This is a genomic window from Aurantiacibacter flavus (genome assembly GCF_039710615.1).
In the GTDB taxonomy this organism is placed as follows: Bacteria; Pseudomonadota; Alphaproteobacteria; order Sphingomonadales; family Sphingomonadaceae; genus Alteraurantiacibacter; species Alteraurantiacibacter flavus.
Window position 1 is genome coordinate 436,330 of sequence record NZ_JBDLBR010000002.1, and the last position, 25,480, is coordinate 461,809.

The window sequence follows — 25,480 nt, forward strand, 5'->3', positions numbered from 1 at the left end:
CATCATCACAACTGTTAGGTTATCGAGCGCATTCCCTTGAGTCCATCGGGCAGGCGCAGCGGGCGCTGGTCGGAGCCGATTTCGAACAGGACATCGGCCCGTGCAGGCATTTCGGCGAGCTGGTGCCGGGTCAGCCGCTCGTAATGATCGAGGAAGCGGGTGAGGGCGGTCTCCCCCATAAGCCCCGGCGCGCCGGGATTGGCTTCGGCCAGCTTTGTCTCCTGCAAGCGGCGGTTGGCGGCGACGGCCTCGAACCCTTGTACCTTGAGCATCACCAGCAGGTCGATCTGCGCGAACAGGTCGGCATAGTCGCCCGCGAGGAAACGGTTCACGAGCCCGCGCCACACGCCGCCACGATCCTCCTCTTTTTCCAGATGATTGAGCGGCTCGGTGAGCGCGGCCTGATCCTGCGGCATAGCCCCCACGCACCAGCCTTCGAACAGCAGCACGTCGACCGGGCGGGTAATCGTCTCGCCCTCGGCCATTCGGTCGTCGATGGACTTGTCAAAGCGGGGCAGGGTGAAGCTGCGGCCCGCCTGCAAGTCCTCGATCAGACCAAGCGCCATGCTTACGTCATGCGTACCGGGCACCCCGCGTGTGGCGAACAGGGGGTGGACTTTCTCGGCCATCTCCGCCCGTTCGGCGCGGGTGCGGTAGAGGTCATCGAGCGAGAGTGTGGCGACGCGTAGCCCGCGCGGCTTTAGCAGCACCTCAAGGAAGCGGCACAAGGTGGACTTGCCAGACCCTTGCGCGCCGTTGACGCCGACGATCAGCGGCTTTTGGCGGCTGGCCTCGCGGGCGATGCGGTCGGCGAGCGGCTGCCAGAACTGCTCGACCACTTCGCGGTAGTCTTCGGGCAGCCGCTCGGCTGCGACCAGCGCCGCGACGGGATCGCTCATGCCACCGGATCGGGCAGCGACTTGCCCGCCGCAAAAGCCTCCACATTGGCGAGCGCGCGCATGCCCATCGCCTCGCGCGTCTCGGCATTGGCGCTGCCGAGGTGCGGCAGGAGCACCACGTTCTCCAGCCCGAGCAGGCATTCGGGCACCTGCGGCTCGGCGGGGTAAACATCGAGGCCTGCGCCCGCGAGCTGGCCGCTGCGCAGGGCCTCGGCCAGAGCCTCGTGATCGAGCACCCCGCCGCGCGCCGTGTTGATGAGGTAGCTGCCGCGCTTCATCGCCGCGAGAGCCGCCGCGTCTATGAGGTTGGCCGTTTCCGGCCCGCCCGGAATGTGCAGCGACACCACATCGGACACCGCCAGCAGCTGTTCGAGATCGGGATAGAACGTGCCGTCGACCTCGATCGCTTGCGGCATCTCACGGCGGGCATAATATCCCACCTTCATCCCGAACCCGTGATGCGCCCGCGCGGCGGTGGCCTGCCCGATCCGCCCGAACCCGACGCAGCCGAGCACCTTGTCCTTCAGCGCCGAGCCGACCATGTGCGTCGGACCCCAGCCGGTCCAGCGTCCGGCGCGCAGTTCGCGCTCGCCTTCGCCAGCGCGTCGTGTGGCCATCAGCATCAGCGTGAGCGCGAGATCGGCAGTGGCATCGGTCAGCACGCCGGGAGTGTTGCTGACGGCAATGCCCTTCGCCTTGGCGGCGGCGATGTCGATATGGTCAAACCCCACACCATAGTTGGCGATCAGACGCACCCGCTCGCCGCTCGCGATGACCCCGGCGTCGATGATGTCCGACACGGTGGGGCAGAGCACGTCGAACTCGCCCATGGCCGCAGCAAGATCGTTTTTAGACAAAGGTTTATCATCGCTGTTGAATGTAACGTCGAACTTGTAGGCGAGGGCCTTTTCGACCGCTTCGGGCCAGCGGCGCGTAACGAGAATGCGCAATGGGTAAGTCCTTGTTTCCACCTGTGGCAGGGGCTGGCGGTCGCCCTGTCAGGACGACGGCGATGGTCTCGCGCTCGGCCTGCTCCCCTCTCGAGCCATGTTTAGAATGCTATGGGTTCGCCGGGCAAAAGAAAAGGCGCTTGTGGAATCATCCCCACGAGCGCTCGGTTCGACTTTGCTGCGAAAATCGCAGCGGCCTCAGGAATCCGCCTTGTTGATGAACTTCGTTTCGGCCTGCGTCGACTGCGGTCCGGTGTTGCGCTTGAAAATGCCGCCAAGCCCGGCTGCGCGGTTGAACGGATCGACATCGCCTTCACGCTGTTCCAGCCCGTAAAGGTTGAACAGGCCCGGGTGCTGGCCGAGCCCGCCGAACAGGTCGCGCACGCGCTCGATCCAGTCGCGCAGCGGGTCGTCTTCCGCAAGCGGCGGGGTCTGCGCCAGCGAGGCCAGCCACAGGAAACCGCCAATGATACGATAGTCGGCATAGGTGGGCATGTCGCCGCCGAGGAACTTGTGTTCGCGCAGGCCAACGCGCAGCGGTTCAAGGCTGGCAGAGACCGCCGCCAGCCGATCCTCGCGGCCCGCCTGCAGGTCTTCCAGCTTGCCGCCCAGCATCACCTCTCGCGAGCTGGTGACATAGTCCTTGTCATGCTCGTAGCAGATATCGCGATAGTCGGCGCAATAGCTGCGCATCCACGGTCCTATCGCCGTGCTCCAGAACCAGGCGTCGAGCGTCTTGGTCATCACGGCCACGCTCTCGTGCGGGATAAGGCGCGGGCGTTCGGGGTAGGTCTCGTCGAGATATTCGACAATGCCCCAGCTATCGAGCACCCATTTGCCGTTGTCGACGATGGCAGGCAGACGCTCGGTCTTGCCGCCGGTGCGCTCGGCAATACCGGTGAAGCCGCCTTCCACCACATCGAGATCGAATCCCTTGTGGCGCACCGCGAACTTGGTAGCCCAGACGAAGGGGCTGATCGTTGCGCCGGTTGAGACCTGAAGGTCGTAAAAGGTGATTGCCTTCCTATCAGCCATGGTATCCTCTCGTTGATTTTGTCCGATGGGGTAATGCTTGCGCTGGGAAAAGGAAAGTGGGACGTGCAAAGCCGATGACACAGATCGCCACGCTTTCCTTGCGCCAGCCGCTTGACAGCCTTGCCAGCGGCCTCGGCCACTCGTTCTCCGAGACTGGGTTTGCCATCGTGCGCGACCATGGAATCGCACCCGAGACCGTCGCCCGCGCCGATGCTGCCATGCGGGCCTACTTTGCGCTGCCCGAGCCGGTGAAGCTCGCCTACCGGATCGCCGGGCAGGGCGGTGCGCGCGGATACACTCCGTTCGGCGCCGAGCATGCCAAGGATGCCGAGGTCCACGACCTCAAGGAGTTCTGGCACGTAGGGCGCGAACTGCCCGCAGGCGATCCGCTGGCGCGGTATATGCCCGAGAACGTGTGGCCCGTAGAGGTGCCCGATTTCCGCCCAGCAAGCCTCGCGCTGTTTGCCGAGTTCGAGACGGCGGGCGGGCACTTGCTGGAAGCGATTGCCGTGGCGCTGGGGCAGGAGCCGGGCTTCTTTTCCGCTTCGGTCGATCAGGGCAATTCGGTGCTGCGCTATCTGCACTATCCGCCCGTAGCGGCGGCGCGAGAGGGCGCGGTGCGCGCGGCGGCGCATGAGGATATCAACACCATCACGCTGTTGCTCGGGGCCGAGGAGGCGGGGCTAGAACTGCTCACCCGCGATGGCGAGTGGCTGGCGGTCAGCCCGCCCGAGGGTGCGCTGGTGGTGAACGTGGGCGACATGTTGCAGCGGCTGACGGCAGGGAAGCTGCGTTCGACCACGCATCGGGTGGTGAACCCCAAGGGTGAAGCGGCGGGGCGCTCGCGCTATTCGATGCCGTTCTTCCTGCACTTCCGGCCCGACTATGTGATTACGCCATTGGTTGAGGGCGGCGAGGAGCCGATTACGGCCGATGCCTATCTCCAGCAGCGGTTGCGCGAGATCGGGTTGGTTTAAAGTCTGATGACATTAGCCTGACTGACCTTGCCCCCTCCCCATGGGGAGGGGCTGGGGGTGGGGGGCTTGACGCTGGTGTGGAGCCCCATCCCAACCCTTCCCCAAGGGGAAGGGCTTTGCGGGTCAATAAGATGTCATCAGAATTTAGTCACAGCGGGGTGGGCGCTTTAAGCCAGCTTCGCCTCTTCCAGCTTCACCAGCCGCCACAAGGTCTTGAGCACCGGCGCCGAAAGGCCATTTGCCTCGGCTGCCTCGACGATCGCGCCGACGATGGCATCGACCTCGGTGCGCCTGCCGGCCTTGACGTCCTGAAGCATCGAGGCTTCGTGGTCGGCATGGTCCTTCATGCTGACTTCGGTCAGGTCGAGGATTGGCTGCGCATCGATCGTCACCCCGCTGGCGCGCGCGGCGGCGACGCCCTCGGCCACGGCTTCGCTGATAAGCGCGCGGCTTTCGGCATTGGCGCCGAGGAAACCGGGAGTGCGCAAGGTGAGCGCGCAGAGCGGGTTCATCGTCGCGTTGAATATCGCCTTGCCCCAGATAGCGGCATGAATCTGCGGATCCAGCTCGGCGGGCAGGCCGCCCTTCGTCATCGCTTCGACGACCTCGGCAGCAAAGGCGGGATCGCCCCCGAAAGCCGGGTATAGCCGCGAATAGCCCTCACCGTGGCTGCGCACTTTGCCGGGGCCAACGAGATCGCTGGGCAGCATCGAGGCACCGACCATCACGCGATCGTCGCTGACGAAGCCCGCTAGCCGCTTGTCGTTGCCGAGGCCGTTTTGCAGGCTGAGCAGATGGGTGTGCGAGCCGATGGCGGCGGTGATACCTTCCAACGCGCCCTGTGTGTGGAAAGTCTTGGTGAAGACCAGCACCAGGTCAACCGGCTCGCTTATGTCGCTGGGCAGGGCAGCGCGGATCGGCAGGTGCTCTACCCCATTGCGGTCGAGTTCGAGGCCATTGGCGTTGATCGCGTCGACATGCGCCTGATTGACGTCGCACAGGATCACCTCGTGTCCGGCACGGTGAAAGGCCGCGCCATAGAGGCAGCCCATCGCGCCCGATCCCAGAACCAGAACCTTCATCCGTTTTTCCCTCCCATAGCTGCGCCGAGCAGCAGCAGCATTTTTACGTCGATGGCCACCCCGCGCGCGCGCGCATCGGCGACGAACTGTTCAAGGTCGGCCCGGTTCACCCGGTGCACGATGATCTCCTCGTCCGCGACCCCGCCACCTTCGTCGACCTTGGTGAGTTCGCTCGCGCGCAGCAAGGTGAAGCTTTCGCTCACCATGCCGGGGCTGGAGAAATAGTCGCCCAGATTCTCCCACTTTGCAGCGGAATAGCCGGTCTCCTCGATCAACTCGCGATGGGCGGCATCGAGCGGGTCTTCGTTCTCCGAGCCGTCCTCGTCGCCGATCAGCCCGGCCGGAAGCTCGAGGCAGTTGCAGCCCAGCGGCACGCGATATTGCTCGACGAGGATCACGTCGTTGCCATCGAGCGGCAGGATCACTGCGGCCCGGATGCCGCGCGCGCGCTCGGCATATTCCCATTTGCCCCGACGCCTGGCGGTGATGAACCGGCCCGCCCACATCACCTCTTCGGGTGCATCCGCATCGTCTGGTGTCATGGCCGTGCGGACTATCTGAGAGCTACAGCTCGATCAAGCGATCGGGTAATTCGTTCACGTCGTCGTCGGCGCGGGGGAAGTGCGGGGAGAGCACCTTGCCTACATCGCGCACGCCCGCTGCGATCCCATCGGCGAGGCAGCCCTTGCGGACCTCCGCCAGCATGTCGGCCATGGCCTCGCCCCAGACTTCGGCGGGCACGAGTTCGGCAATGGCGCTGTCGGCGACAATTTCGGCGCGGTGCTCCTGCATCGACAGGTATAGCATTACGCCGGTGCGCCCATGGGTGCGGCTTTCCGCGCCGACCTTGAAGTGCCGCACCGCCGCATCGCGCACGCGGGCGCGCTTCAGCGGCCCCGGCACGAGCCGGAACTTCAGCGCGTCGATCTGCAACACCGCCCAGGTGGCGGCGAAGGCAACGACCCCCACACCCAGCATCAGCGTGGTGAATTCGCCGGTGGTCCAGTCATGCCCCCAGCCGCCGAAAGCGCCGTCCCACAGGTCAGTAATTGCCGTTGGAAAAGCAGCCATCACGCTCATCACGGTAAAAGCGATGGCGGCGCAATAGGCCAGCACGACATCGGAGTAGCTGTCCGACGCTTGGGTGAGCACGGGCACGATCTCGCCAGAGGTGGTGAGTTCGGCCTGGGCCACGGCATCGGACACGATCTTGTGCTGGGCTGGATCGAGTATCGCCATCGTTACCACCCCCCGGAGGCGCCGCCGCCCCCGAATGATCCGCCACCGCCGCCAAAGCCGCCGCCACCGCCGAAGCCGCCACCACCACCGAAGCCGCCACCGCCGCCCCAGTGATCGTCGCCCATGGCGCCGCGGGCGATTGCCTTGCCGGCTTCCCACAGCATGATGTCGCCAACCACGCCGCCGACACCGCCGCCGCGATAGCGCCGCCTGCGGCCACGCCCGAAGAAGGCGGGCAGCACGAAGAAGAACAGCAGGAACCCGAGCCAGATCAGCCCGCCCGCCGGAATGCCGCCTTCGCTCTTGCGTTGCTGGCTCGCCTCTTGCGCCACGCGCGCAGCCTCTTCCGGCGGCAGTTCGAGCTGGGAAATGATCCGCGCCGCGCCGAGCTTGATCCCCGCCGCATAGTCGCCGTCGCGGAAATAGGGCTTCATTTCCTCTACATAGTCGTAGGCTAGCCCATCGGGGATGATCCCCTCGAGCCCATAGCCGACCTCGATCCGCACCTTGCGCTCGTTCGGGGCGACGAGCAGGATGATGCCATCGTTGCGCTCGGCATCGCCCAGCGCCCATTCGCGGCCAAGCTGGTAGCCATAATCGGCAATATCGTAGCCATCGAGACTCTCGACCGTCGCGATCACGAACTGGCGCTGGTTGGCCTGCTCGAACTGGTCGAGCGCAGCGGTCAGCTCGGCTTCGGTCGCATCGTCGATGATGTTCGCCTGATCGACGACGGGCGCGGTGCCGCGTTCGGGAAAGGCGGGCTGGGCCGCAGCGGGCGCCGCCCACAGCGTTATCGCTGCGAGCAGCCCTGCAATCAGACGGAGGATGGGCATGGGTGAGATCAGTTCACGCCCATGTCGAGCGTCGGCGCAACTTCGGCGCCTTCGGTGGTCGCCTCGTAGGACACCATCGGTTCGGCGCCGTGGATGAGGTTCGCACCGATCGTATCGGGGAAGGTGCGGATCGTGGTGTTATACTGGCGCACCGCTTCGTTGTAGTCGCGGATGGCGACGCGGATGCGGTTTTCCTGCCCTTCGAACTGGGTCATGAAGCGGCCGAAGTTGTCCTGGCTGCGCAGCTCAGGGTAGGCCTCGACCGAGACCAGCAGGCGCGAAATCGCGCCGCCCAGCTCGTTCTGCGCGGCCTGATACTGCTGCATCTTGGCCGGATCGCTGAGGTCGTCGCCGTCGACCTGCACTTCGGGCCGGGTAGCTGAAGCACGGGCGGAAACTACTGCGTCGAGCGTGGCGCGTTCCTGCTCGGCAGAAGACATCACGATCTCCTGCAGATTGGGGATCAGGTTCGCGCGCTCCTGAAATGCGGCCTCGACGTCGGCCCATTTGGCCTTGGCGGTCTCCTCCGCCGCGGGGACCGAGTTGATGCCGCAGGAGGCCAGCAACAGCGTGCAGGCAACCACGAGAGCCTTGGGCAAGAATTTCATCTGACTGTTCCTCCAACAGGTGTGTTGCTCATGTAGCACGGCTATGCGTGGTTACAAGCATTGTGGCCTCGAACGCGGCGATGGGATCGAAACGGCGCCTGCCGCGTCGATGCGCGAGAAACGGTGAAGACAGCAGGGGAACGGACCATGTTCACAGAGTTCAAGAAGTTCATTGCGCGCGGCAACGTGCTCGATCTTGCGGTCGGTGTGATTATCGGCGCGGCCTTTGGCAAGATCGTGACATCGCTCAACGAAAGCATGATCATGCCGGTGATCGGCTGGATTTTCGGCGATGTCGACTTCTCGAACTGGTTCATCCTGCTCGGCGACATTCCCGCAGACTACACGGGCAGCAAGCAGAACTATGCCCAGTTGAAAGAGGCGGGCGTTCCGATGCTCGGCTATGGCGACTTTCTGACCCAGACGGTGGATTTCTTTATCGTGGCCTTCGCGCTGTTCCTGCTGCTGCGGACGGTCAACAAGCTGCTGGACGAGATGCAGGAGAAGGCCAAGGCGGCCAAGAACACCTCCGAAAGCGCCGAAGTGCCGACAGATCCCCAGCTCGACGTGCTGAAGCAAATCCTGGCCGAGATGCGCAGCCGTCCCGAGACGCGCACCGAGGCGAACATCGACTAGCAGCTGGCGAATTGCGGGAGCTTCTGCAATTGATGCCCAATTCAGGAGAACTGGGTTCAGGAAGAGCGGGAGCATCGGGAATGTTTGCAGAGTTCAAGAAATTCATCGCCAAGGGCAACGTCATGGATCTCGCGGTGGCGGTGATCATCGCGGGCGCTTTCGGCACGATCGTCACCTCGCTGACCGGCGACGTGATCATGCCGTTCGTTGGCTACATCTTCGGCGGGGCCGATTTCTCCAGCTACTTCATCCTGCTCTCCGCACCCGAAGGATACGAAGGCAGCATGACCGACTACGCTGCGCTGAAAGAGGCAGGCGCAGCCATGATCGGCTATGGCGCGCTGGTAACGGCGATCATCAATTTCGTGATCCTTGCCTTCATTATCTTCCTGCTGGTGCGCTATGCCAGCCGGATCAAGGCGCGCTATGAACAGCCGGAAGAGCCCGCCGCGCCCGCCGGGCCGAGCGAGATCGATCTGCTGATCGAGATTCGCGACGCTTTGAAGAAATAGGCGCGCAAGCGATCCATCCGCTCACTTCACATTCATTGCACAAGGCCTATATAGGGCCTGCCGGTTTCGACCGGATATGGCGATAAATGGCCTTGTGTAATAGATGCAGCGGACCCGGGGGCAGTACCCGGCGGCTCCACCAAGATCGGCGCAAATGCGCCAGTGTTGACGGGGCCGAACCAGGATCGACGTGTATTCAAAGACAAGGTTTTTGCCCGGGCTGAGTAACCCGTAAAACTGTTCAAAACCTATAAGTGCCAACGATAACGAAGCACTCGCCATCGCTGCGTAATTGATGGGCTAACGCCCTGATATTATTAGGCTATACAGCGCGGTTGGACCGACCGGGCAACAGAACGGATTCCGGGGCTCCGGGGGTAGCTAGCAACAGAAACCCCCACCTTCCAATTCACCACAGGCGTTCCTCATGCCGGCCTGCGAATGCACCTTCGCTGCGCTTCCGGTGTTCACGACCTGGAAGGTCGCTGCGCGCCGGTTCTCGCGGCTGCACATTCTCGGCTCAGCCTGAGCCAAGCCTGAGGCTAATTGCAGTACTATTCCGCCGGCAGGATCGTCGGCTTCTTCGCCGCCAGCTGGCCGCGCTCATACTTCAGGCAGTCGAGGATCTTTCCTCCGGCCATGAACACGGCGCCAGTGCAGGCGAGGAACAGCAGCTTGCCGCCCCAGCCCGGATACTGATCGAGATAGACAGCGCCGCGTTCAGTCGCGCCAAGCGCCAGGGCGTAAATGATCAGGAAGGCTTCAAGCCGCGTCTTGATGACGAACAGTCGAGAAATCTTGCGAAACATCAAAGGCCCTTTCCTTAACCTCTTCGTAAGCAACTGCCGTGCCAAGCACGCAGTTCCTTGCAGACGATGGTTAACGCTAGCGCCTCTGTAAGGCAATCCGACAGTCGGAAGGGTCAGGCAAGTTCGGTCAGGTCTAGCGCCTCAAGTAGCGCCGCTCGCGCTGAGAGCACGGTTTCGGCAAGTTCTGCCTTGCCGATGTCGGCCGGATCGATCTCATCCGGCCAATTGGCGGCGATCACCTTCTCAAGCAGGTCGGTCTTGGCTTCGGTCAGCAGGAACCGAGGGTCGATGGTCGCCGGATCGGCCACCACGCGCAACCGCAGGCAAGCCGGGCCGCCCCCATTTGCCATGCTTTCTCGCACATCGACCACCTTTACGGTGCGAATCGGGCCGTTGCTGGCGAGCATGTCGTCGAGCCAGCCTGAGACGGCTGCATTCTCGCGACACTCGCCAGGAACGACCAGCGTCATGCTGCCTTCGGGCATCGACAACAGTTGCGCATTGAACAGGTACGACGAAATCGCATCGGCAAGGCTTACACGTGCGGCGGGCACCTCGACCACCTCCAGCGCCGGGAACACCGCGCGAATGGCGTCGTAAGCACCTTCGCGATCGGCAAAGGCCTGTTCGTGGGCGAACAGCACCTGCGCATTGGCGACTGAAACCACGTCGTTATGGAAGGCACCGGCGGCGATGGCCTCGGGGCTTTGCTCGATGAACACCGCGCGGGCCGGATCAAGCCCATGGCTGCGCGCCACCACGCGGCTCGCCTGCTCGTGCTGGCGGGCGGGGAAGTGGCCCCCGGTGCGGCCGTAGACGAACACTTCGACGCCTTTGCTCTCGTGGCTTTCGCAAAAGCGCATGTGATTGGCCGCACCTTCGTCGCCAAAGCAGGGCGGGACCGGGCCGTGCACCGCAAAGTGCGCGCTGTCGGCAAAGGCGAGGCGCAGTTGGGCCAGCGTGTCGGGCCATTCCTGGCTGCGGTGCGGCATGGTGACGAGGTTTGCAACGGTGAGGTGGCAGCGCCCGTCGGCGCAATCGGGCGCGGGGCTGACGGTGGCGGCATTGGCCGTCCACATCGAACTGGCCGACCAGGCGCTGGCGACCAGCGCCGGGTCCATCGTCGCATTGACGGCAAGCGCCTCGAGCCATGCCGAATTGGGGCGGGGGAGCGGCAGGAAGACCCCCTGCGCGAGCCCTGCCGCCATATTGCCGCGCATCTTGGCGAGCCCCTGCAATGCCGCCTTGCGCGGCTGCGACACCTTGCCAGCGCTCTTAGTGGCCGCGAGGTTGCCAAGGCTCAGCCCGGCATAGTTGTGGCAGGGGCCGACGATGCCGTCGAAGTTGATCTCTTGCAGTGCCATTGTTCCCACACTCCGCTCGCCCTGAGCCTGTCGAAGGGCTGTCCTTCCTTTCAAGTGCCGCGCTTTGAAGAAAAGCAGTCCTTCGACAGGCTCAGGACATGCGGACGCAATTGCGGGACTACCGCCCGATACTCCACACGAGGTCGCCTTCGCCGACGCCGAGCAGGTCCGCCGCGTGAGCATCTATGGCGACACCGTCCGCCGTCTCGGCGCGGGCGCCATAGCAACAGCGGAAGCTGCCCAGCCTGCCGGTGGCGAGCAGCGCCTTGTCCCCCTTGTCGAGCTCGCAAGAGGTCACCGGCGCGCTCTTCGCATTGTTGATCGAGGTGACGTTATCGGTGCGCGCGGTCATGGTCGGGCCGCCGTCGAAGATGTCGACATAGCCCTCGTAGGAGAACCCCTCGCTTTCGAGCATCCGCATGGCAGCCCGGCCCGAGGGGTGGGGCAGGCCGATCACCTGCCGCGCCTGCTCGCCCAGCATCGCGAGGTAGACCGGGTGCTTGGGCATGAGGTCGGCAATGAACTGGTTGCCGTGGACGGCGTTGAACTCGTCGGCCTCCTGAAAGGCCATGTGGAAGAACTTGCCGCCAATCGCGTCCCAGAACGGTGAGCCGCCGCGCTCGTCGATGATGCCGCGCAGTTCGGCCAGTAGTTTATCGCCAAAGCGCGCGCGGTGCGCGGCGATGAACAGGTAGCGGCTGCGCGCGAGCAGCATGCCGAGCCCGCCCGCGCGCTCGCTGGGATGGAGGAACAGCCCGCCAACTTCGCTGGCGCCGCCCAGATCGTTGACCAGGCTGAGCAATTCGGCGGTGACGGTGCGCTCCAGCTCTTTCGAGTGCTGGGTGACGGTGGTGATGCGGTAGGAATAGAACGGCCACTTCTGCCCGATGGCGGAGAAGATCTGGCTGGTGCCGCGCACTTCGCCGGTCTCGACGTTTTCGAGCATCAGCACGAACAGGTCGTCGCCCAGTTCGTCATCGTCCCTGTCGCAGGCCGCTGCCGAACGTTCGAGCTTGGCCGTGAGCGAGGCGCGGTCGGGCGGCAGATTGGTGAAGCCGCCGCCAGTGAGCTTGGCCATCTCGTAAAGCGGCTGGACATCGCTGAGGCGAGCAGTGCGGATGACGAAACTCATAGCGGTGCTCCACTGGCGAGGCGATGCAGAACAAGCGCACTCAGCCGGGCGCGTTCGGTGAGCGAGGACACGATCATGAATTCCTCGATTGAATGTATTCTCCCCCCGCGAACGCCCATCGTATCGACCACCGGGACACCGCAGGCGGCAATATTGTTGCCATCGCAGACGCCGCCGCTGGGTTGCCAGCCGATGGTCTGGCCGAGATCGGCGCCGGCCTGTTTTACGATATCGAACAATTTTGCCGCCCGCGCGTCGACTGGCTTGGGCGGGCGCGAGATCCCGCCGGCGAGCGAGACTTTGACCTCATGTTCCTTGGCAATAGCGTCTGCTAAGTCATTTACGATATGTTTAAAATTGTCCGCTGCGCTGGTGGTCTTCGGGCGGATGTTGAAGCGCAACACTGCATGATCGGGCACGACGTTGTTGGCCGAGCCGCCGTCGATCTTCGCCGGATTTATCGGCAAGTCGTCATGCTGCATCCGCTTCAACGCGAGCGCGAAATCGGCAGCGGCCACCAGCGCGTTGCGACCGTCCTCAGGATTGCGTCCGGCGTGGGCAGATCGTCCTTTGAAAACAACAGCATAGTTTCCGGACCCGCCGCGTGCGTGGGCAAGCGTGCCATCGGGCAGAGCGCTCGGTTCGTAGGTGAGCGCGGCGGCTTTTCCGGCGGCAAGTTCGGCGATCAGCGCGGCGGATGAGAGCGAGCCGGTTTCCTCATCCGAATTGATCATCACGTCATAGCCGACCGACTGCGCCACATCGCTGGTCTCGAAGGCGGTCAGCGCTTCCAGAATAACCGCAATTCCGGCCTTCATGTCGGCGGTGCCCGGGCCGTTCAGCGTGTCGTCGTCGAGCCAGGTCAGCTCCTGAAACGGGTGCTCGGCGGGATAGACGGTGTCCATATGGCCGGTCAGCACGAAGCGGCGCTCGGCCTTCGGGCGCACGCTGAGGACAAGGTGGCGGCCATGTTCCAGCTCCACCTTGCGGCCTTCGGCATCGATGGCGGAAACGGGGGCGGGATCGCGCGGCGTAACCTTCCCGGGAAGCGCGGAAAACGCGTCGGCGAGCTTCTCCGCCATCGTCGCGAGACCGGCCATATTGCCCGTACCCGAATTGGTTCGAGCCCAGTCTTGCGTGCGTTCCAGCATCCGCGTCTGGTCGATGGCTTCGAACAGGGCGGCTTCGCTGGGGGAGGGCTGTTTCATCGGTAACGATCTGGCCTCTCAGCGCGGCCAAGTCAAATGCACCGCTGTCAGGACAGCGCCCGCGCCACAGCCACGAATTCGCCGATGGCCAGCGTTTCGGCTCGGCGCTGCGGATCGATCCCGCAAGCCTCCAGCGCATCGAGCGCGCCGGGCAGGCCCTTGAGGCTCTGGCGTAACATCTTGCGGCGCTGGCCGAAGGCGGCCTCGCTGAGTCGTTCGAGCATGCGCGCGGAGACGCCCTCGGGAGCCTCGGCGGGTGTAACGTGGACAATCGCGCTCATCACCTTGGGTGGCGGGGTGAAGGCGCTGCGGTGGACTTTCATCGCCAGCTTCGCGGTGCTGCGCCACTGCGCCAGCACGGCGAGGCGGCCATAGGCGCCAGAGCCCGGCGGGGCGACGATCCGTTGCGCCACCTCCTGCTGGAACATCAGCGTGAGCGACTGCCAGGCGGGCGGCCAGTTCTCGCCGCCGAGCCAGCGGGTGAACAGCACGGTGCCGACATTGTAGGGCAGGTTAGCGACCACATGGAACGGCTCACCCAGCAGCGCGGCGTGGTTCTCGGCCAGCGCATCGCCCTCGATCACGCGCAACTGGCCGGGAAAGGCGGCGGACAGCTCGGCCAGCGCGGGAATGCAGCGCGCATCGCGCTCGATGGCGGTGACGCGGGCTCCGGCGCGCAGCAGGGCGCGGGTCAGGCCACCGGGACCGGGTCCGATTTCGAGCACCGCCTTGCCCGACAGGTCGCCCGGAATGGCGGCGATGCGGCTCAGCAGTTGCTCGTCGAACAGGAAGTTCTGCCCCAGCGCTTTCGACGCGCTCAGCCCGTGGGTCGCGATCACTTCGCGCAGCGGAGGCAGATCGCTCATGCGGCGGCGGTGCGGCGGGCGGCGATCTCTCCGGCCATGCGGATCGCCGCGATCATCGCGTGCGGACGGGCCACGCCCTTGCCCGCGATGTCGAAGGCGGTGCCGTGGTCGGGCGAGGTGCGCACGATCGGCAGGCCGAGCGTGACGTTGACACCCTCGTCGAAGTCCAGCGTCTTCAGCGGGACCAGCGCCTGATCGTGATACATGGCCAGCGCCGCGTCGTAGCCGGTGCGCTTGTGCGGCGCGAACAACGTGTCTGCCGGGTGCGGGCCGGTCGCGTCGATACCCTCTGCGCGAAGCGCGGCGATGGCGGGCCTGATCGTCTCGATCTCCTCGCGGCCCATGCGCCCGTTCTCGCCTGCATGGGGGTTGAGCCCGGCGACCGCCACGTGCGGGCGGGCAATGCCATAGTCTTCTCGCAAGGCGCGCGCGAGTATGCGGCAGCGGTGGACAATCAGTTCCTGCGTCACCAGCCCCGGCACCTCGGCCAGCGCGCAGTGGACGGTGAGCGGCACGGTGCGCAGACTCGGCCCGGCGAGCATCATTACCGCGTCTTCCGCCGCAAGGCCGCAGTGTTGGGCGAGCAGTTCGGTCTGCCCGACGAAGCTGGGCTCGATACGCGCGATCTGCGCCTTGGAGACAGGTGCTGTCACCACCCCAGCAGCTTCGCCAGCCTTGGCCAGAGCAATCGCGCGTTCGAGCGAGGCGAAGGCGAGCTTGGCGCCGTCTCCGCTTGGAGCGCCCGGCTTGTAGGCACCGTCGGCCACAGCCAACACCGGCAATCCCTCGGCAAATACGCTTGCTGCGTCGGCGATCCTATCGATCTCGACCAGCGGCACATCGCTCTTTGCGCGGGAAGCAGCCGCGCGCAGCACCTCAAGCCCGCCGATGGCGGCGAAGACGGGCAAGTCCCGCTCAGCCCGCAAACGCCATGCCGCAAGGATCAGCTCAGGGCCGACGCCGGCCGGATCGCCGATCGAGACCGCGAGCGGCTTATCCATCGGCTCAGTTGTACTCGATCACCGCATCGCGGCGCAGGTCGCGCAGGTAGCGCTGGGCGCGCTTGTTGATGCGGTCGTCCTCCATCTGCGCCATCAGCTGGCGCATGTCCGGGCCTGCGGCGCTGGGCGGATCGTCGCGGCCGCACAGCATCAGCACGCGAATGCCTTCCTCCAGATCGCCGAAGGGCGGGGTGGCCTGCCCGATGTTGAGACCGAGAAGCACGTTCTGCAGCGCTTCGGGCAGGGCGCGGGCGGCGATCTCGTCGTTGTCGACCACATCAGCGCCGACCGCAGCGGCCTTGGCATTGGCATCGCCGCAGCCGTTCATCGAATCGATCGCGGCGACGAATTCGTTGCCATGCCGCTCGGCCTCGGCCTGGGTGGTGCCGGGTGCGAAGCTGATCGAAATCTGCTTGAGGCTGAGGACCGCATCGCGCGGATCGGGCATGCCGATCTGGCGCCGGTCGATCAGCAGGCCAATCCAGAGTCCTCCCGGAATCTCGACCGGCCCGACAAGTTGCCCGGGCAGCATTTCACCGACGATGCCTTCGAGCTGCGGATTCTGCAATTGCTCGACCTGAATCCAGCCGAGATCGCCGCCGACTGCGGCGGTGGTTGCCTGAGAGTACTGGCGGGCATAGGCCTGGAAGCTGCCCCCCTCGCGCAGTTGCTGCACGATCTGCTGGGCATTGGCGGCAACGGCGTCGCGGTTGGCGGGGGTCGACTGGAGGAAAATTTCGCCGAGGCGATATTCGGTCGAGCCACGCGATTCCTGCATCCGCTCAAACAGCTCGCTCACTTCCGCTTCCGAGACGTTGACGAAGGGCGCGACGTTGCGGCGCAGCAGCCGGTCCCAGGCGAGTTCGCCCTGAATCTGACGCTTGATCGTGCGCGGGCTGGATCCGATCGATTCGAGGTACTGCGCCAGTTCTTCGACCGTCATGTTGCGGCCCTGCTGGGCGAAGCGGGCATAGGCCTCGTCGACCTCGTCAGGCGTGACCGCCATGTCGAGCGCGGCGGCTTCCTGCACCTGCAAGGTCTCGTCGATCAGGTTGCGCAACACCTGCAAGCGCAGCCGCTGCAACTCGTCCTCAGGCATATCGACGCCTTCATTGGCTGCGAGAATCAGCGCCACGCGCTGATCGACGTCGGTGCCCGTGATGATGTTGCCGTTCACCCGCGCAGTGGCGCGGCGGACGTTCGGATCGCTCTGGCTGAGGAACGAGATGTCGTCCGGGATATTGAACGCGTCGCTCTGGGGGGCGATGGCCCGCGGGTTGGCAGCCTGGGCAAAGGCCCCGGTCGAGCCGGAGAGCAGCAGGGCGCTCGCAGCCGTGATATTTACGAGCTTTCGGGCAAACGCAATCACGTGATCGTTCTCTTTCATCCATGCGGCGCGAGGTCGTCTCGGGCCTGTCTGTGCATTCCGGCCATTACCCCGCCGGACTGAACCTTAGCTGAGTCAGTCGTTGCTGTGACCGCAGGGCTCTATCGAAAACGATGCGCGCTGCCAAATGCTTGAACACGGGCGGGAGGGCAAATCACCGAAAACTGAGGTTGCGCAGCGAGAAGTAGAGCTGGAACGAGTTGCCGCTGCGGGCGTCGGCCAGCTCGATGTAGTCGCGCCGCCAGGTGAAGCCCATTTCCAGGCAATCGTCGGCATAGGCAATGCCGAGGCGCGTGCGCAGCGCTTCGAACCCGTCGGACGCATTGGTCGGGTCTTCGGCGGCATCGGTCAGGTTGATCACGGCGGAACCGAACACCGACCAGTAGTTGGCAAAGGCGATGCGCCCGGCCACGCGCAATTCTTCGCGGTCCTGCAGATCCTCGAAATCGAAGTCGATGTTGCGGTTGAGGCGAAGGTAGCCCAGCTCGACATAGGTACGGTCGGAGCCGAGCGTGGCGTCGACTTCTGCGCGGCGGATGGCCAGGTTGTCCTTGTCGAGGCGGAAGCGGTGGACCAGCTTCAGGAAATCGCGATAGCGCACTTCGGTGCGCCCGACGAAGTCGGAGAAGCGCTCGGTCAGGCCGGTCCCGTCGGGGAACAGCACCGGTTCGGTGCTGAGCCGGTAGGACTGGCCGATGGTCGAGGAAATACGCCAGCCAGGGAAGTTGAGCTGCCAGTCGGCGCCGTAAGTCATGCGCGCGCCGTCTTCGACCCGGTCGTAACCCGGGAAGCGGTTAAGCGCGAAGAGGTTCGAATCCTCAAGGTCGATGGCGCGCGCATCCTCGTTGGGGATGGCGAGATTGCGGATCGAGGGCGCGGCGACCAACTGCACGCGCGGGGTGATGGTCTGCGTGCCGCCCATGAATTCGCCGATCAGCGGCCATTTTATGTCGATCGCGGCCATTGCAACGCCACGAGTCTGCCAGCCTTCGGTGCCGGCGTAGAGCGCGGTGGTGGTCAGATCGTTCTGGGCGGAATGGTAGACATCGCCGCGCACAAGAGCGGTGAATGACACTTCCTGTCCGAGCGAGGTAATCTTGCGCAGATTCCACTGGGCGCGGGCGAAGGCGCGCTGGGTGTCCTGCCCGTCGGTGCGGGTGATTGCGAGCGTGTTGCCCTGCACTTCGACCGTGCCGCCCAGCACTGGCTCTTCGATGCGCTGACGGTAGTCGATCAGGGGCAGGGCAATCGGCACCTGGCCCTGATCCTGATTGACCAGCAGCAGCTGTGTCGCCCAGCCAGCCACCGACAGATAGCTGTTATCGTCGATATGCTCGAGCGCGACCGTCGAGCGGATGCGATCCTCGCGGCTGATGTCGTAACGGCGCAGGAAGGTGCGGTCGCTGGCATAGCGCAGCGAGCCGGTCAGCGAGAGGTTCTCGTTGAACTGGAACCGACCGTTGGTGGTAAGGTAACCGCGAATGTCGTTGCGGCTTTCTCCGTTTTGCTGGCCGTTTGCGGTGAGCGGGAGTCGGCTGCCGTAGGTGCCATAGCCGGTGATCTGGAACGCGCCCTTTTCGGTCAGCTGGCGATACTTCGCGGAGACCATTGGCGCGGTGGCGGTGTAGATATAGCCGGTCAGCTCAAGGTCGCGGTTGTCCGCGATGCGCCAGTAGAAGCTGTCGGAAATCGAGACGCCGTTGGAGGCAGTCAGCTCGACTTCGGGAATGAAAAAGCCCGAATCGGCGCTGCCATCGGCGCGGATCGAGAGGCCGGGCAGCGGCAGCAGGCGGGTTCCGAACAGCTCGAGATAAGCACCGCGGAAGCGGATGCGCTGGGTCTCGCGGTCGTAATAGACGCGTTCGGCGGTGACGCGCCAGCTCGGGCTTTTGGGGCACCCGTCTTCATTCACGATCGAACAGGTGGAAAAGGCCGCCTTGTCGAGAGCGATATCGCCTTCTCCGTTGCGGCGCGCTTCGTTTGCGGCCAGCCTTGCGCCTTCGCGGAATACCAGCAGCAGGTTGCTCATCGCCGCCGCTTCGAGCTGGTCGGTCAGCACCAGTCGCTCGGTGAAAAGCTGGTTGCCGTCGGCATCGACAAAGCGGATCGACCCTTCGGCGACGATCTCGCCTGTCATCCGATTCCACACCACGCGCTCGGCACGGACCGACTGGTCGCCCGCTTCGAGAATCACGTCGCCCTGCGCGGTTACGGTGTCGGCGCCCTCGTCGTAGCGAATCTCGTCGGCCTCGAAATCGACCTCGCGCTCGCCGTCGAGCGCTTCGATCAGATCGGCGTTTGCGCCCTCGGATTCGCCTTGTTGCGCGGTGGTTTCCGGTGTGCCCTGAGCATAGGCAGGCTGCGCCGCGAACAAGGCAAACGCGGCCACGCCAAGCAGAGGCACGCTGCGCAATGAGGCCTTCGGAGGATAACGCCTGAGGGGGAGCATGGCTTGCCTATTGCACTGTGCGATCCTAATTCGCAACGCCAGCTTTGATCGCGGCGCATTCGACATGTCGGCGCTGTGCCTCAATCGCATCAGCATGACCGGAGTGACCATGAAAATTGCCTTTAGCCAAGCCTTCGACGCCAATTCGCCCCGCCTTGTTGCGCGCGTGGTCGAGCAGGGCGCTCTGCCGGGCGATCTGCCCGCGATCGTCGCCAGCGGCGCGGAATCCTCGCGCTTCAAGGGTAAGGCCGGGCAAACCTTCGAGGCGTTCTACGAGGGTGACCATGGTCCGGTGCGCCTCGCGCTGGCGGGTGCGGGCAAAAAGGACAAGGAGCGCCTGCCTTCGCTCGAAAAGGCTGGCGCTGCGTTGACCGCGAAGTTTCTCACCTCGGGCGAGACGGCGCTGGCGCTCGATTGCCGCGATGGCTTGCTGAACGCCGAGGAAGTGGCCGCCGTGCTGCTCGGCCTGAGGCTGCGGGCATGGCGCTGGGACACCTATCGCACCAAGCTGCGCGACGAGCAGAAGCCGACGCTGGCCGAAGTGGTGGTGGTTGGCGCGCCCGAGCGCACCGAAGCCGCCTGGAACGAGGCCGAGGCCCTCGCACGCGGCGTCGAATTCACCCGCGAGCTGGTCAGCGAACCGGCTAACGTGATTTACCCCGAGAGCTTCGTCGAACGCTGCCGCGAGCGGCTGAAGGGCACCGGCGTCGAGATCGAGGTGCTGGGCGAGGCCGAGATGGAAAAGCTCGGCATGGGCGCGCTGCTCGGCGTGAGCCAGGGCTCGGTGCGCGAGGGGCAACTGCTGGTCATGAAGTGGAACGGCGGTGAGGCGGATGCGGCTCCGACGGTGTTCGTCGGCAAGGGCGTGACCTTCGACACCGGCGGCATTTCACTGAAGCCCGGCGCGGGCATGGAAGACATGAAGTGGGACATGGGCGGCGCAGGCGCCGTGGCGGGCGCGATGGTGGCGCTGGCGGGCCGCAAGGCCAAGGCCAACGTGGTCGGCGTCTGCGGCCTTGTCGAGAACATGCCCGACGGCAACGCTCAGCGCCCCGGCGACGTGGTCACCACGATGAGCGGGCAGACGGTCGAGGTGATCAACACCGACGCCGAAGGTCGCCTCGTGCTGTGCGACGCGCTGACCTGGGCGCAGCGCGAGTTCAAGCCCAAGACCGTGGTCGACTTCGCTACGCTCACCGGTGCGATGCTGATTGCGCTTGGCCATGAGCACGGGGGCGTGTTCTCGAATTCGGACGAGTTGGCCGATGGCCTGCTGGCGGCGGGCAAGGAGAGCGGCGATAAACTGTGGCGCTTCCCGCTTTCGCCCGCTTACGATCGGCTGATCGACAGCCAGATCGCCGATATGAAGAATGTGGGCCCGCGCTGGGCCGGGTCGATCACCGCCGCGCAGTATCTCCAGCGTTATATCGAGGACGGCGTGAACTGGGCGCACTGCGACATTGCGGGCATGGTGTGGGCGGATAAGCCCGGCGCGACCTGGGACAAGGGCGCGACCGGCTATGGCGTGCGCCTGATCGACCGCTTCGTGCGCGATACCGCCGAGGGGTGATGCCAGGCGTGGTGCGCCCTTTGTCTTGCCCTCAGGCGGCAACGCGGTGGGGCAGAGGATCCCGCCCTCAAGCAGCAAAGCGATAGGGCGAAAAAAGCAATGCGCGTCGACTTCTACCTGCTCGAAACGGCCAGCGCTGAACAGGCCACCGCGCAACTCGCCCGCGCCACGCTTGGTGCGGGCGAGCGGCTGTTGGTGGTCGGCGCTGGTGACGACATGGACCGGGCGCTGTGGGAGGAGTTCCCGCAGCACTTCCTCGCCCATGGTCGCGCCGATGGCCCTCACGCCGAACGTCAGCCGATCCTGCTCGCGCCCGATTGCGCGGCAGCCAACGGCGCGCGTTACGTGCTGCTGGCCGATGGCCAGTGGCGCGAAGAGGCGCTTGGCTTTGCCCGCGCCTTCCTGCTGTTCGACGATACCACCCGCGCCGGCGCGCGCGATACCTGGCGCAGGTTGGGCAATGAGGCCGGGCTGGAGCGCAATTTCTGGCGACAGGAATCCGGGCGCTGGATCAAGCAGGCCTGATGGACTAGATCTCGGCCAGGATTGAGGAATTCGAGAGGGGATTTGGCAATGCGCGCACTCATGGTCATCGCCGCCACCGGGGCGCTTGCCGCCTGTGGATCAAGCGATTCGGGCACGATCGAAACCGAGGACGGCGACGTCACCTACACGGTCGATGAAAATGGCGGCGAAGCCGTTGCCACCGTGACCAATGCGGATGGCGAGACGGTGACGATGCGCAGCGGCGAAGGGGCGGCGGCGAACCTGCCCGATGGCTTCACGCTTTATCCCGGCTCCGCGGTCGTTTCGAGCACCAATGTCTCATCGGGAGGCAGCAACGGGGCGCTCGTGCAGCTCGAAAGTCCGGCGACGCCCGATGAGATCGTCGCGTTTTATCGCAAGGAGGCCGAGGCGGCGGGGATTGAGATCAAGATGGAGATGAAGGCCAACGAGGCGCAGATTGTCTCGGGGGAGAGCGCCGATGGACTGGTGTTCTCGATCAACGCCTCGCCCATCGACGACGGCGGAACCAGCGCCACGCTCACCATCGGCACGAAGAGCTGACCGCTCACCTGCTTGCCTGAGGCCGAGCTTGCGGCTAGGGGCGCGCGCGAAAGAGATATAAACCAACTTTCGCGAAGGAACTATCCATGGCGGTCACCCGCACGTTTTCGATCATCAAGCCCGATGCCACCCGCCGCAACCTGACCGGTGCGGTCACCAAGATGCTGGAAGAAGCCGGCCTGCGCGTCGTCGCTTCCAAGCGCATCCACATGACCCGCGAGCAGGCCGAAGGCTTCTACGCGGTCCACAAGGAACGCCCGTTCTTCGGCGAGCTGGTCGAGTTCATGATGAGCGAGCCGGTGGTGGTGCAGGTGCTCGAAGGCGAAGACGCCGTGACCCGCAACCGCGACATCATGGGCGCGACCAACCCGGCCGACGCCGCCGAGGGCACCATCCGCAAGGAACTGGCGCTGTCGATCGGTGAGAACACCGTTCACGGTTCGGACAGCGAAGAGAACGCCGCGATCGAGATCGCCTTTTTCTTCAAGCCGGAAGAAATCGTCGGCTGATTGTTCGCGCCGGCTATTTGCCAGCGCGTGGACAACAAGGCCCCGCCGGAGCGATCCGGCGGGGCTTTTGTTTGATCGAGAGCAAGGTATTGCCAGCGCCGCCGGGGCAAGCCCAAGCCTGCAACAACAGGAGAATGCCCCGATGAGCCACACCCCGCACGAACTCGCCGCCGAGTTTCCCGATGACGGCGAGCTGCTTCACCAGCTCAAACTGACCGACGCGCACTTTGTCCGTCTGGCCGACGAGTATCACAACGTGAACCGCGCAGTTCACCGAATCGAAAGCGAGGTCGAGGCCGCATCGGACGAGCGGGCCGAAGCGCTCAAGAAGCAGCGGCTTGGCTTGCTCGATGAGCTTTCAACGATTGTCACGAAGGCCCGCGAGGCCGCCTGAGCGATCAGGCCGAGGCCCCTACGGGCTGGTAGACGGCGCGGTGTCCGTGGTGGGGGCTGGTCTTGGCTCGCCCCTGCTCGGCCCGCATCGCCGCTATGGCTGGCTCGCTCAGCGACAGGCCTAACACGCGATAGACACCGGCGATCTCGCCCTCCCAGTCGGCGCCCAGCGCGTCGAACTCGACTTCTGCAACGTGGCCGGAGAAATCGGCCAGAGCCGCTTCCATGCGCGCCCTGCGCAGAGCCAGCTTGCGCCGCCATTCGGCTTCGATGCCATCAAGATCTACTTGGTCGGACTGGTAGGCCATCTGCCCGGCTACCACTGATAGCGTGCTTGCCAGCACATGTTCGTCGCAGCGCCGGGTGACGACCACGCGCGCCTTGGGAAACTGGGCCAGCAATGCGGGCAGATCCTCGGCATATTGCGGGCACTTGAGCACGCGCGGGCGCGCTGCGTTGCCCATCTGCGTCGCATCGGAACGCAAGACGCGGGCAAATTCGCGATAGATCGGCAAAGGGTTTCGCACCTCGCTGAACGCGACGAACGAAGGGATGCGGTACTGCGCCTCCAGCGCTGCGGGCGACAGCGCATAGGACAGCCAGGGCAGTTCCTCGTCGACCATCGTGGCACCAAATGGATGCTGCACGTCGATCCATGGGTTGATCTGGCGGGCCACCGCAATGCCGATCCGCGTCTTGACCGGCCGAAGCTCGGGTTGTTCGCGCAAGGGGTTCATCCCGCAGTAGAATGGCGTTCCGGCATGGGCAGGATCGGCCGCGAGCAGGCGGTGCATCCGCGTGGTCCCGGCGCGCATCTGGCCCACCACGATGATTGGCGGTGCTATATCGGTCTGCTCGATGCCGGGACTGGTGCGCCACAGGGCGCCAAGCCGATGCCGCATCCGGATCGCCGCGGTGATCTGGCCATAGGCCATTGTATGCCCAAGCGCGTTAAGCTGCGCCTCGCCACGCAACGATTGGCACAGGCGGTCGAGCCGAAGCCGGAAATCGGCCACGTCCTCGGCGCTACGGCCATGGTACTCGTCCGCTGGATTGCAGCCATTGGCACCGATAGCCCACAGCGCCTCAGGTTCCAGCGCGGGGCGCGGGTGCAGCCCGTTACGCCAGATCGCACCGATCGCGCGGTCGGCCAGCCGCGAGGCGCGAGAACGGGCGAGCAGATGAGGGCGGGGCGGGGGCGAACTGGCCAAGCGGTCAGGACCGGCCGACGTAGTCGGCGAACATGCGCGGGTAGAGCTGATATTCGGCGAGAATTACGCGCCGTGCCAGGCTTTCGGGCGTATCTTCGGGCAGGATCGCCACCGGCATCTGGCCAAGCAGCGGTCCGCCGTCGAGTTCGGCCGTCACCACGTGGACCGAGCAGCCCCCGAAAGCATCGCCCGCGGCGATTGCGCGGGCATGGGTGTCGAGCCCCTTGTATTTGGGCAGCAGCGAGGGGTGCGTGTTGACCATGCGGCCTTCCCACCCGGCCACGAAGTGTTCGGTCAGCACACGCATATAGCCGCACAGGGCGAGATATTCGGCACCCGATTCGCGCAGCGCCGCGTCCATCGCCTGCTCGTGTGCGGGCCGCTCCATCCCGCGATGGTCGAGCGCGAAGGTCGGTAGGCCCTCAGCGGCGGCGATCTTCAGGCCCGGCGCATCGGGCACGTTGCTCGCCACCAGCACGATCTCGTAAGGGCAGCCCGGCAGCTTCGAGGCATAGTGGAGCGCCGACATGGTCGTGCCGTTGCCCGAAAGCAGCGCCGCAACCTTGACCTTGGGCCGACTGGCCTCAGGCATCGTGACCCGCGTCCCAGTCTGCGTCTGCGCCCCATGTGCCGGCCGATCCGCGCACGGTGCAGCCGCGCTGGCCCGCCTCGATCACGCCGATCTCCAGCACGTCCTCGCCCGCCTTGGCGAGTGCTGCCTTCGCTTCGTCGAGCTTCGCTGGATCGACCGCCAGCACCATGCCGGTGCCGCAGTTGAAGGTGCGCGCCATTTCGCCGGGGGCAATGTTGCCCTCGTTCTGGAGGAAGGCCATCAGCGCAGGCTGTTCCCAGGTATCGGCATTCACCACGGCGCGCGCGCCTTCGGGCAGCACACGGGGGATGTTCTCAAGCAAACCGCCGCCGGTGATATGGGCCAGCGCGTCGATCAGGCCGGCGCGAACCGCAGGCAGCAGCGCCTTCACATAGATGCGGGTCGGCTCCATCAAAGCCTCGATCAGCGGGCGCGAGCCATCGAACGGGGCGGGGGCGTCAAGTTGCCAGCCTTTGTCCGCCGCGAGCCGCCGCACCAGCGAATAGCCGTTCGAATGGACGCCCGAACTTTTCAGCGCCAGCAGAACATGGCCCGGCGCGACCTTGTCGCCCGTCAATTGCTCGCCGCGCTCCACCGCGCCGACGCAGAAGCCTGCGAGGTCGTAGTCGCCTTCCGAATACATGCCCGGCATTTCCGCCGTTTCGCCGCCGATCAGCGCGCAGCCTGCCTGCACACAGCCCTCGGCGATTCCCGCGATCACCCGCTCGGCCACGCCGTTCTCCAGCTTGCCGGTGGCGAAGTAGTCGAGAAAGAACAGGGGTTCGGCGCCCTGCACGATCAGGTCATTCACGCACATGGCGACGAGGTCGATTCCCACCGTGTCGTGCTGTCCGCTGTCGATAGCGAGCTTGAGCTTGGTGCCCACGCCATCGTTGGCGGCGACGAGCAACGGATCGGAATAACCGGCCGCGCGCGGATCGAAGAAACCGCCGAAGCCGCCGATCTCGCCGTCGGCGCCGGGGCGGCGAGTCGCCTTGACCAGCGGCCCGATGGCCTTGACGAGGGCATTGCCCGCAGCGATGGAAACGCCCGCCTGGGCGTAGGTGTAGGAAGGCTTTTCTGAACTCATGGCTTCGACGCCATAAGCTTTCGCGCTTGGATTTCCACTCACCTTTGGGCAAAAGGC

27 protein-coding genes and 1 other RNA gene are annotated in these 25,480 nt (G+C 64.9%); 9 read left to right on the forward strand and 19 right to left on the reverse strand.

The features are described from left to right. Positions 1–14: 14 nt before the first annotated feature. The 3 genes from ABDJ38_RS06655 to ABDJ38_RS06665 form a co-directional block, all read right to left on the reverse strand. A complete protein-coding gene (locus ABDJ38_RS06655) occupies positions 15–899 on the reverse strand; it encodes a kinase (RefSeq protein WP_346784298.1) in 885 nt (294 codons plus the stop codon). Then, entirely contained in the window at positions 896–1,849 is a 954-nt protein-coding gene (locus ABDJ38_RS06660) for a 2-hydroxyacid dehydrogenase (RefSeq protein WP_346784299.1), read from the reverse strand. Before ABDJ38_RS06660 ends, ABDJ38_RS06655 begins: the two co-directional genes overlap by 4 nt. Before the next feature lie 198 nt (positions 1,850–2,047). Beyond that, a complete protein-coding gene (locus tag ABDJ38_RS06665; protein WP_346784300.1) occupies positions 2,048–2,884 on the reverse strand; it encodes a beta-etherase in 837 nt (278 codons plus the stop codon). Between the two features lie 74 nt (positions 2,885–2,958). Here ABDJ38_RS06665 and ABDJ38_RS06670 point away from each other — a divergent pair, with 74 nt between their 5' ends. Next, the gene (locus ABDJ38_RS06670; protein WP_346784301.1) at positions 2,959–3,861 is read left to right on the forward strand and encodes an isopenicillin N synthase family dioxygenase; all 903 of its coding nucleotides are present in this window, start codon (positions 2,959–2,961) and stop codon (positions 3,859–3,861) included. A gap of 167 nt (positions 3,862–4,028) precedes the next feature. Here the strand turns inward: ABDJ38_RS06670 and ABDJ38_RS06675 are convergent, their stop codons facing one another. The 5 genes from ABDJ38_RS06675 to ABDJ38_RS06695 are packed head-to-tail and all read right to left on the reverse strand — an operon-like array spanning position 4,029 to position 7,626. After that, positions 4,029–4,943: a ketopantoate reductase family protein gene (locus ABDJ38_RS06675; protein WP_346784302.1), complete on the reverse strand. Its 915-nt coding sequence runs from the start codon at positions 4,941–4,943 to the stop codon at positions 4,029–4,031. Next, complete coding sequence (locus ABDJ38_RS06680; RefSeq protein ID WP_346784303.1) at positions 4,940–5,485, reverse strand: NUDIX hydrolase; 546 nt, start codon at positions 5,483–5,485, stop codon at positions 4,940–4,942. The genes ABDJ38_RS06675 and ABDJ38_RS06680 overlap by 4 nt, the downstream gene beginning before the upstream one ends. 22 nt (positions 5,486–5,507) lie before the next feature. Continuing rightward, the gene (locus ABDJ38_RS06685) at positions 5,508–6,182 is read right to left on the reverse strand and encodes a TPM domain-containing protein (RefSeq protein WP_346784304.1); all 675 of its coding nucleotides are present in this window, start codon (positions 6,180–6,182) and stop codon (positions 5,508–5,510) included. A gap of 2 nt (positions 6,183–6,184) precedes the next feature. Next, positions 6,185–7,018 (reverse strand): TPM domain-containing protein, encoded by an 834-nt coding sequence (locus tag ABDJ38_RS06690; protein ID WP_346784305.1) that lies wholly within the window; start codon positions 7,016–7,018, stop codon positions 6,185–6,187. 8 nt (positions 7,019–7,026) lie between these two features. Then, positions 7,027–7,626 carry a LemA family protein gene (locus ABDJ38_RS06695; RefSeq protein ID WP_346784306.1) on the reverse strand — a complete coding sequence of 200 codons (600 nt, stop codon included), beginning with the start codon at positions 7,624–7,626 and terminating at the stop codon, positions 7,027–7,029. Between the two features lie 147 nt (positions 7,627–7,773). Here ABDJ38_RS06695 and mscL (ABDJ38_RS06700) point away from each other — a divergent pair, with 147 nt between their 5' ends. The 3 genes from mscL (ABDJ38_RS06700) (at position 7,774) to ssrA (ending at position 9,140) form a co-directional block, all read left to right on the forward strand. Next, positions 7,774–8,262, forward strand: coding sequence for a large conductance mechanosensitive channel protein MscL (gene mscL, locus ABDJ38_RS06700; RefSeq protein WP_346784307.1), 489 nt, complete (start codon positions 7,774–7,776; stop codon positions 8,260–8,262). Positions 8,263–8,342: 80 nt separating this feature from the next. Beyond that, a complete protein-coding gene (gene mscL / locus ABDJ38_RS06705) occupies positions 8,343–8,774 on the forward strand; it encodes a large conductance mechanosensitive channel protein MscL (protein WP_346784308.1) in 432 nt (143 codons plus the stop codon). Positions 8,775–8,795: 21 nt separating this feature from the next. Beyond that, positions 8,796–9,140: a transfer-messenger RNA gene (gene ssrA, locus ABDJ38_RS06710) on the forward strand. Between the two features lie 188 nt (positions 9,141–9,328). Here the strand turns inward: ssrA and ABDJ38_RS06715 are convergent. From ABDJ38_RS06715 to ABDJ38_RS06750, 8 genes are all read right to left on the reverse strand, one after another. Next, entirely contained in the window at positions 9,329–9,583 is a 255-nt protein-coding gene (locus ABDJ38_RS06715; RefSeq protein ID WP_346784309.1) for a hypothetical protein, read from the reverse strand. Positions 9,584–9,696: 113 nt separating this feature from the next. Further along, positions 9,697–10,947, reverse strand: a complete 1,251-nt coding sequence (locus tag ABDJ38_RS06720) for an N-succinylarginine dihydrolase (RefSeq protein ID WP_346784310.1) — start codon at positions 10,945–10,947, stop codon at positions 9,697–9,699. A 118-nt stretch (positions 10,948–11,065) separates the two neighbouring features. Beyond that, entirely contained in the window at positions 11,066–12,079 is a 1,014-nt protein-coding gene (locus ABDJ38_RS06725; protein WP_346784311.1) for an arginine N-succinyltransferase, read from the reverse strand. Continuing rightward, a complete protein-coding gene (locus ABDJ38_RS06730; RefSeq protein WP_346784312.1) occupies positions 12,076–13,287 on the reverse strand; it encodes a hydrolase in 1,212 nt (403 codons plus the stop codon). Before ABDJ38_RS06730 ends, ABDJ38_RS06725 begins: the two co-directional genes overlap by 4 nt. 47 nt (positions 13,288–13,334) lie before the next feature. Beyond that, positions 13,335–14,153: a 16S rRNA (adenine(1518)-N(6)/adenine(1519)-N(6))-dimethyltransferase RsmA gene (rsmA, locus tag ABDJ38_RS06735; protein WP_346784313.1), complete on the reverse strand. Its 819-nt coding sequence runs from the start codon at positions 14,151–14,153 to the stop codon at positions 13,335–13,337. Continuing rightward, positions 14,150–15,154 carry a 4-hydroxythreonine-4-phosphate dehydrogenase PdxA gene (gene pdxA, locus ABDJ38_RS06740; protein WP_346784314.1) on the reverse strand — a complete coding sequence of 335 codons (1,005 nt, stop codon included), beginning with the start codon at positions 15,152–15,154 and terminating at the stop codon, positions 14,150–14,152. Before pdxA ends, rsmA begins: the two co-directional genes overlap by 4 nt. A 4-nt stretch (positions 15,155–15,158) precedes the next feature. Beyond that, positions 15,159–16,523 (reverse strand): peptidylprolyl isomerase, encoded by a 1,365-nt coding sequence (locus ABDJ38_RS06745; RefSeq protein ID WP_346784315.1) that lies wholly within the window; start codon positions 16,521–16,523, stop codon positions 15,159–15,161. A gap of 172 nt (positions 16,524–16,695) precedes the next feature. Further along, the gene (locus ABDJ38_RS06750; RefSeq protein WP_346784316.1) at positions 16,696–18,990 is read right to left on the reverse strand and encodes an LPS-assembly protein LptD; all 2,295 of its coding nucleotides are present in this window, start codon (positions 18,988–18,990) and stop codon (positions 16,696–16,698) included. A 109-nt stretch (positions 18,991–19,099) separates the two neighbouring features. Here ABDJ38_RS06750 and ABDJ38_RS06755 point away from each other — a divergent pair, with 109 nt between their 5' ends. The 5 genes from ABDJ38_RS06755 to ABDJ38_RS06775 all read left to right on the forward strand — a co-directional run bounded on the left by ABDJ38_RS06755 (position 19,100) and on the right by ABDJ38_RS06775 (position 22,531). Then, complete coding sequence (locus ABDJ38_RS06755; protein ID WP_346784762.1) at positions 19,100–20,560, forward strand: leucyl aminopeptidase; 1,461 nt, start codon at positions 19,100–19,102, stop codon at positions 20,558–20,560. Positions 20,561–20,659: 99 nt separating this feature from the next. After that, on the forward strand, positions 20,660–21,085 hold the full coding sequence (locus ABDJ38_RS06760) for a DNA polymerase III subunit chi (protein ID WP_346784317.1): 426 nt from the start codon (positions 20,660–20,662) through the stop codon (positions 21,083–21,085). Positions 21,086–21,133: 48 nt separating this feature from the next. Beyond that, positions 21,134–21,628 (forward strand): hypothetical protein, encoded by a 495-nt coding sequence (locus tag ABDJ38_RS06765; protein ID WP_346784318.1) that lies wholly within the window; start codon positions 21,134–21,136, stop codon positions 21,626–21,628. Positions 21,629–21,714: 86 nt separating this feature from the next. Further along, the gene (gene ndk / locus ABDJ38_RS06770) at positions 21,715–22,137 is read left to right on the forward strand and encodes a nucleoside-diphosphate kinase (protein ID WP_346784319.1); all 423 of its coding nucleotides are present in this window, start codon (positions 21,715–21,717) and stop codon (positions 22,135–22,137) included. Positions 22,138–22,279: 142 nt separating this feature from the next. Further along, entirely contained in the window at positions 22,280–22,531 is a 252-nt protein-coding gene (locus ABDJ38_RS06775) for an HP1242/YdcH family protein (protein ID WP_346784320.1), read from the forward strand. Positions 22,532–22,535: 4 nt separating this feature from the next. Here ABDJ38_RS06775 and ABDJ38_RS06780 read toward each other — a convergent pair whose 3' ends face one another. From ABDJ38_RS06780 to purM, 3 genes are read right to left on the reverse strand one after another with little or no spacing between them, the layout of a single operon-like run. Beyond that, on the reverse strand, positions 22,536–23,741 hold the full coding sequence (locus ABDJ38_RS06780; protein WP_346784321.1) for a sulfotransferase family protein: 1,206 nt from the start codon (positions 23,739–23,741) through the stop codon (positions 22,536–22,538). Between the two features lie 4 nt (positions 23,742–23,745). Beyond that, positions 23,746–24,333, reverse strand: a complete 588-nt coding sequence (gene purN, locus ABDJ38_RS06785; protein WP_346784322.1) for a phosphoribosylglycinamide formyltransferase — start codon at positions 24,331–24,333, stop codon at positions 23,746–23,748. After that, positions 24,326–25,423, reverse strand: coding sequence for a phosphoribosylformylglycinamidine cyclo-ligase (gene purM / locus ABDJ38_RS06790; protein ID WP_346784323.1), 1,098 nt, complete (start codon positions 25,421–25,423; stop codon positions 24,326–24,328). Before purM ends, purN begins: the two co-directional genes overlap by 8 nt. Between the last annotated feature and the right edge of the window lie 57 nt (positions 25,424–25,480).

Excerpts from the sequence above, each read along its gene's own strand:
- pdxA (WP_346784314.1), bottom strand. The coding sequence starts at position 15,154 with ATGGATAAGCCGCTCGCGGTCTCGATCGGCGATCCGGCCGGCGTCGGC.
- mscL (WP_346784307.1), top strand. The coding sequence starts at position 7,774 with ATGTTCACAGAGTTCAAGAAGTTCATTGCGCGCGGCAACGTGCTCGAT.
- purN (WP_346784322.1), bottom strand. The coding sequence starts at position 24,333 with ATGCCTGAGGCCAGTCGGCCCAAGGTCAAGGTTGCGGCGCTGCTTTCG.
- rsmA (WP_346784313.1), bottom strand. The coding sequence starts at position 14,153 with ATGAGCGATCTGCCTCCGCTGCGCGAAGTGATCGCGACCCACGGGCTG.
- ABDJ38_RS06755 (WP_346784762.1), top strand. The coding sequence starts at position 19,100 with ATGAAAATTGCCTTTAGCCAAGCCTTCGACGCCAATTCGCCCCGCCTT.
- ABDJ38_RS06730 (WP_346784312.1), bottom strand. The coding sequence starts at position 13,287 with ATGAAACAGCCCTCCCCCAGCGAAGCCGCCCTGTTCGAAGCCATCGAC.
- ndk (WP_346784319.1), top strand. The coding sequence starts at position 21,715 with ATGGCGGTCACCCGCACGTTTTCGATCATCAAGCCCGATGCCACCCGC.
- ABDJ38_RS06685 (WP_346784304.1), bottom strand. The coding sequence starts at position 6,182 with ATGGCGATACTCGATCCAGCCCAGCACAAGATCGTGTCCGATGCCGTG.
- ABDJ38_RS06695 (WP_346784306.1), bottom strand. The coding sequence starts at position 7,626 with ATGAAATTCTTGCCCAAGGCTCTCGTGGTTGCCTGCACGCTGTTGCTG.
- ABDJ38_RS06725 (WP_346784311.1), bottom strand. The coding sequence starts at position 12,079 with ATGAGTTTCGTCATCCGCACTGCTCGCCTCAGCGATGTCCAGCCGCTT.
- ABDJ38_RS06655 (WP_346784298.1), bottom strand. The coding sequence starts at position 899 with ATGAGCGATCCCGTCGCGGCGCTGGTCGCAGCCGAGCGGCTGCCCGAA.
- ABDJ38_RS06670 (WP_346784301.1), top strand. The coding sequence starts at position 2,959 with ATGACACAGATCGCCACGCTTTCCTTGCGCCAGCCGCTTGACAGCCTT.
- ABDJ38_RS06750 (WP_346784316.1), bottom strand. The coding sequence starts at position 18,990 with ATGCTCCCCCTCAGGCGTTATCCTCCGAAGGCCTCATTGCGCAGCGTG.
- ABDJ38_RS06680 (WP_346784303.1), bottom strand. The coding sequence starts at position 5,485 with ATGACACCAGACGATGCGGATGCACCCGAAGAGGTGATGTGGGCGGGC.
- ABDJ38_RS06715 (WP_346784309.1), bottom strand. The coding sequence starts at position 9,583 with ATGTTTCGCAAGATTTCTCGACTGTTCGTCATCAAGACGCGGCTTGAA.
- ABDJ38_RS06775 (WP_346784320.1), top strand. The coding sequence starts at position 22,280 with ATGAGCCACACCCCGCACGAACTCGCCGCCGAGTTTCCCGATGACGGC.
- mscL (WP_346784308.1), top strand. The coding sequence starts at position 8,343 with ATGTTTGCAGAGTTCAAGAAATTCATCGCCAAGGGCAACGTCATGGAT.
- ABDJ38_RS06690 (WP_346784305.1), bottom strand. The coding sequence starts at position 7,018 with ATGCCCATCCTCCGTCTGATTGCAGGGCTGCTCGCAGCGATAACGCTG.
- ABDJ38_RS06765 (WP_346784318.1), top strand. The coding sequence starts at position 21,134 with ATGCGCGCACTCATGGTCATCGCCGCCACCGGGGCGCTTGCCGCCTGT.
- ABDJ38_RS06675 (WP_346784302.1), bottom strand. The coding sequence starts at position 4,943 with ATGAAGGTTCTGGTTCTGGGATCGGGCGCGATGGGCTGCCTCTATGGC.
- ABDJ38_RS06760 (WP_346784317.1), top strand. The coding sequence starts at position 20,660 with ATGCGCGTCGACTTCTACCTGCTCGAAACGGCCAGCGCTGAACAGGCC.
- purM (WP_346784323.1), bottom strand. The coding sequence starts at position 25,423 with ATGAGTTCAGAAAAGCCTTCCTACACCTACGCCCAGGCGGGCGTTTCC.
- ABDJ38_RS06665 (WP_346784300.1), bottom strand. The coding sequence starts at position 2,884 with ATGGCTGATAGGAAGGCAATCACCTTTTACGACCTTCAGGTCTCAACC.
- ABDJ38_RS06720 (WP_346784310.1), bottom strand. The coding sequence starts at position 10,947 with ATGGCACTGCAAGAGATCAACTTCGACGGCATCGTCGGCCCCTGCCAC.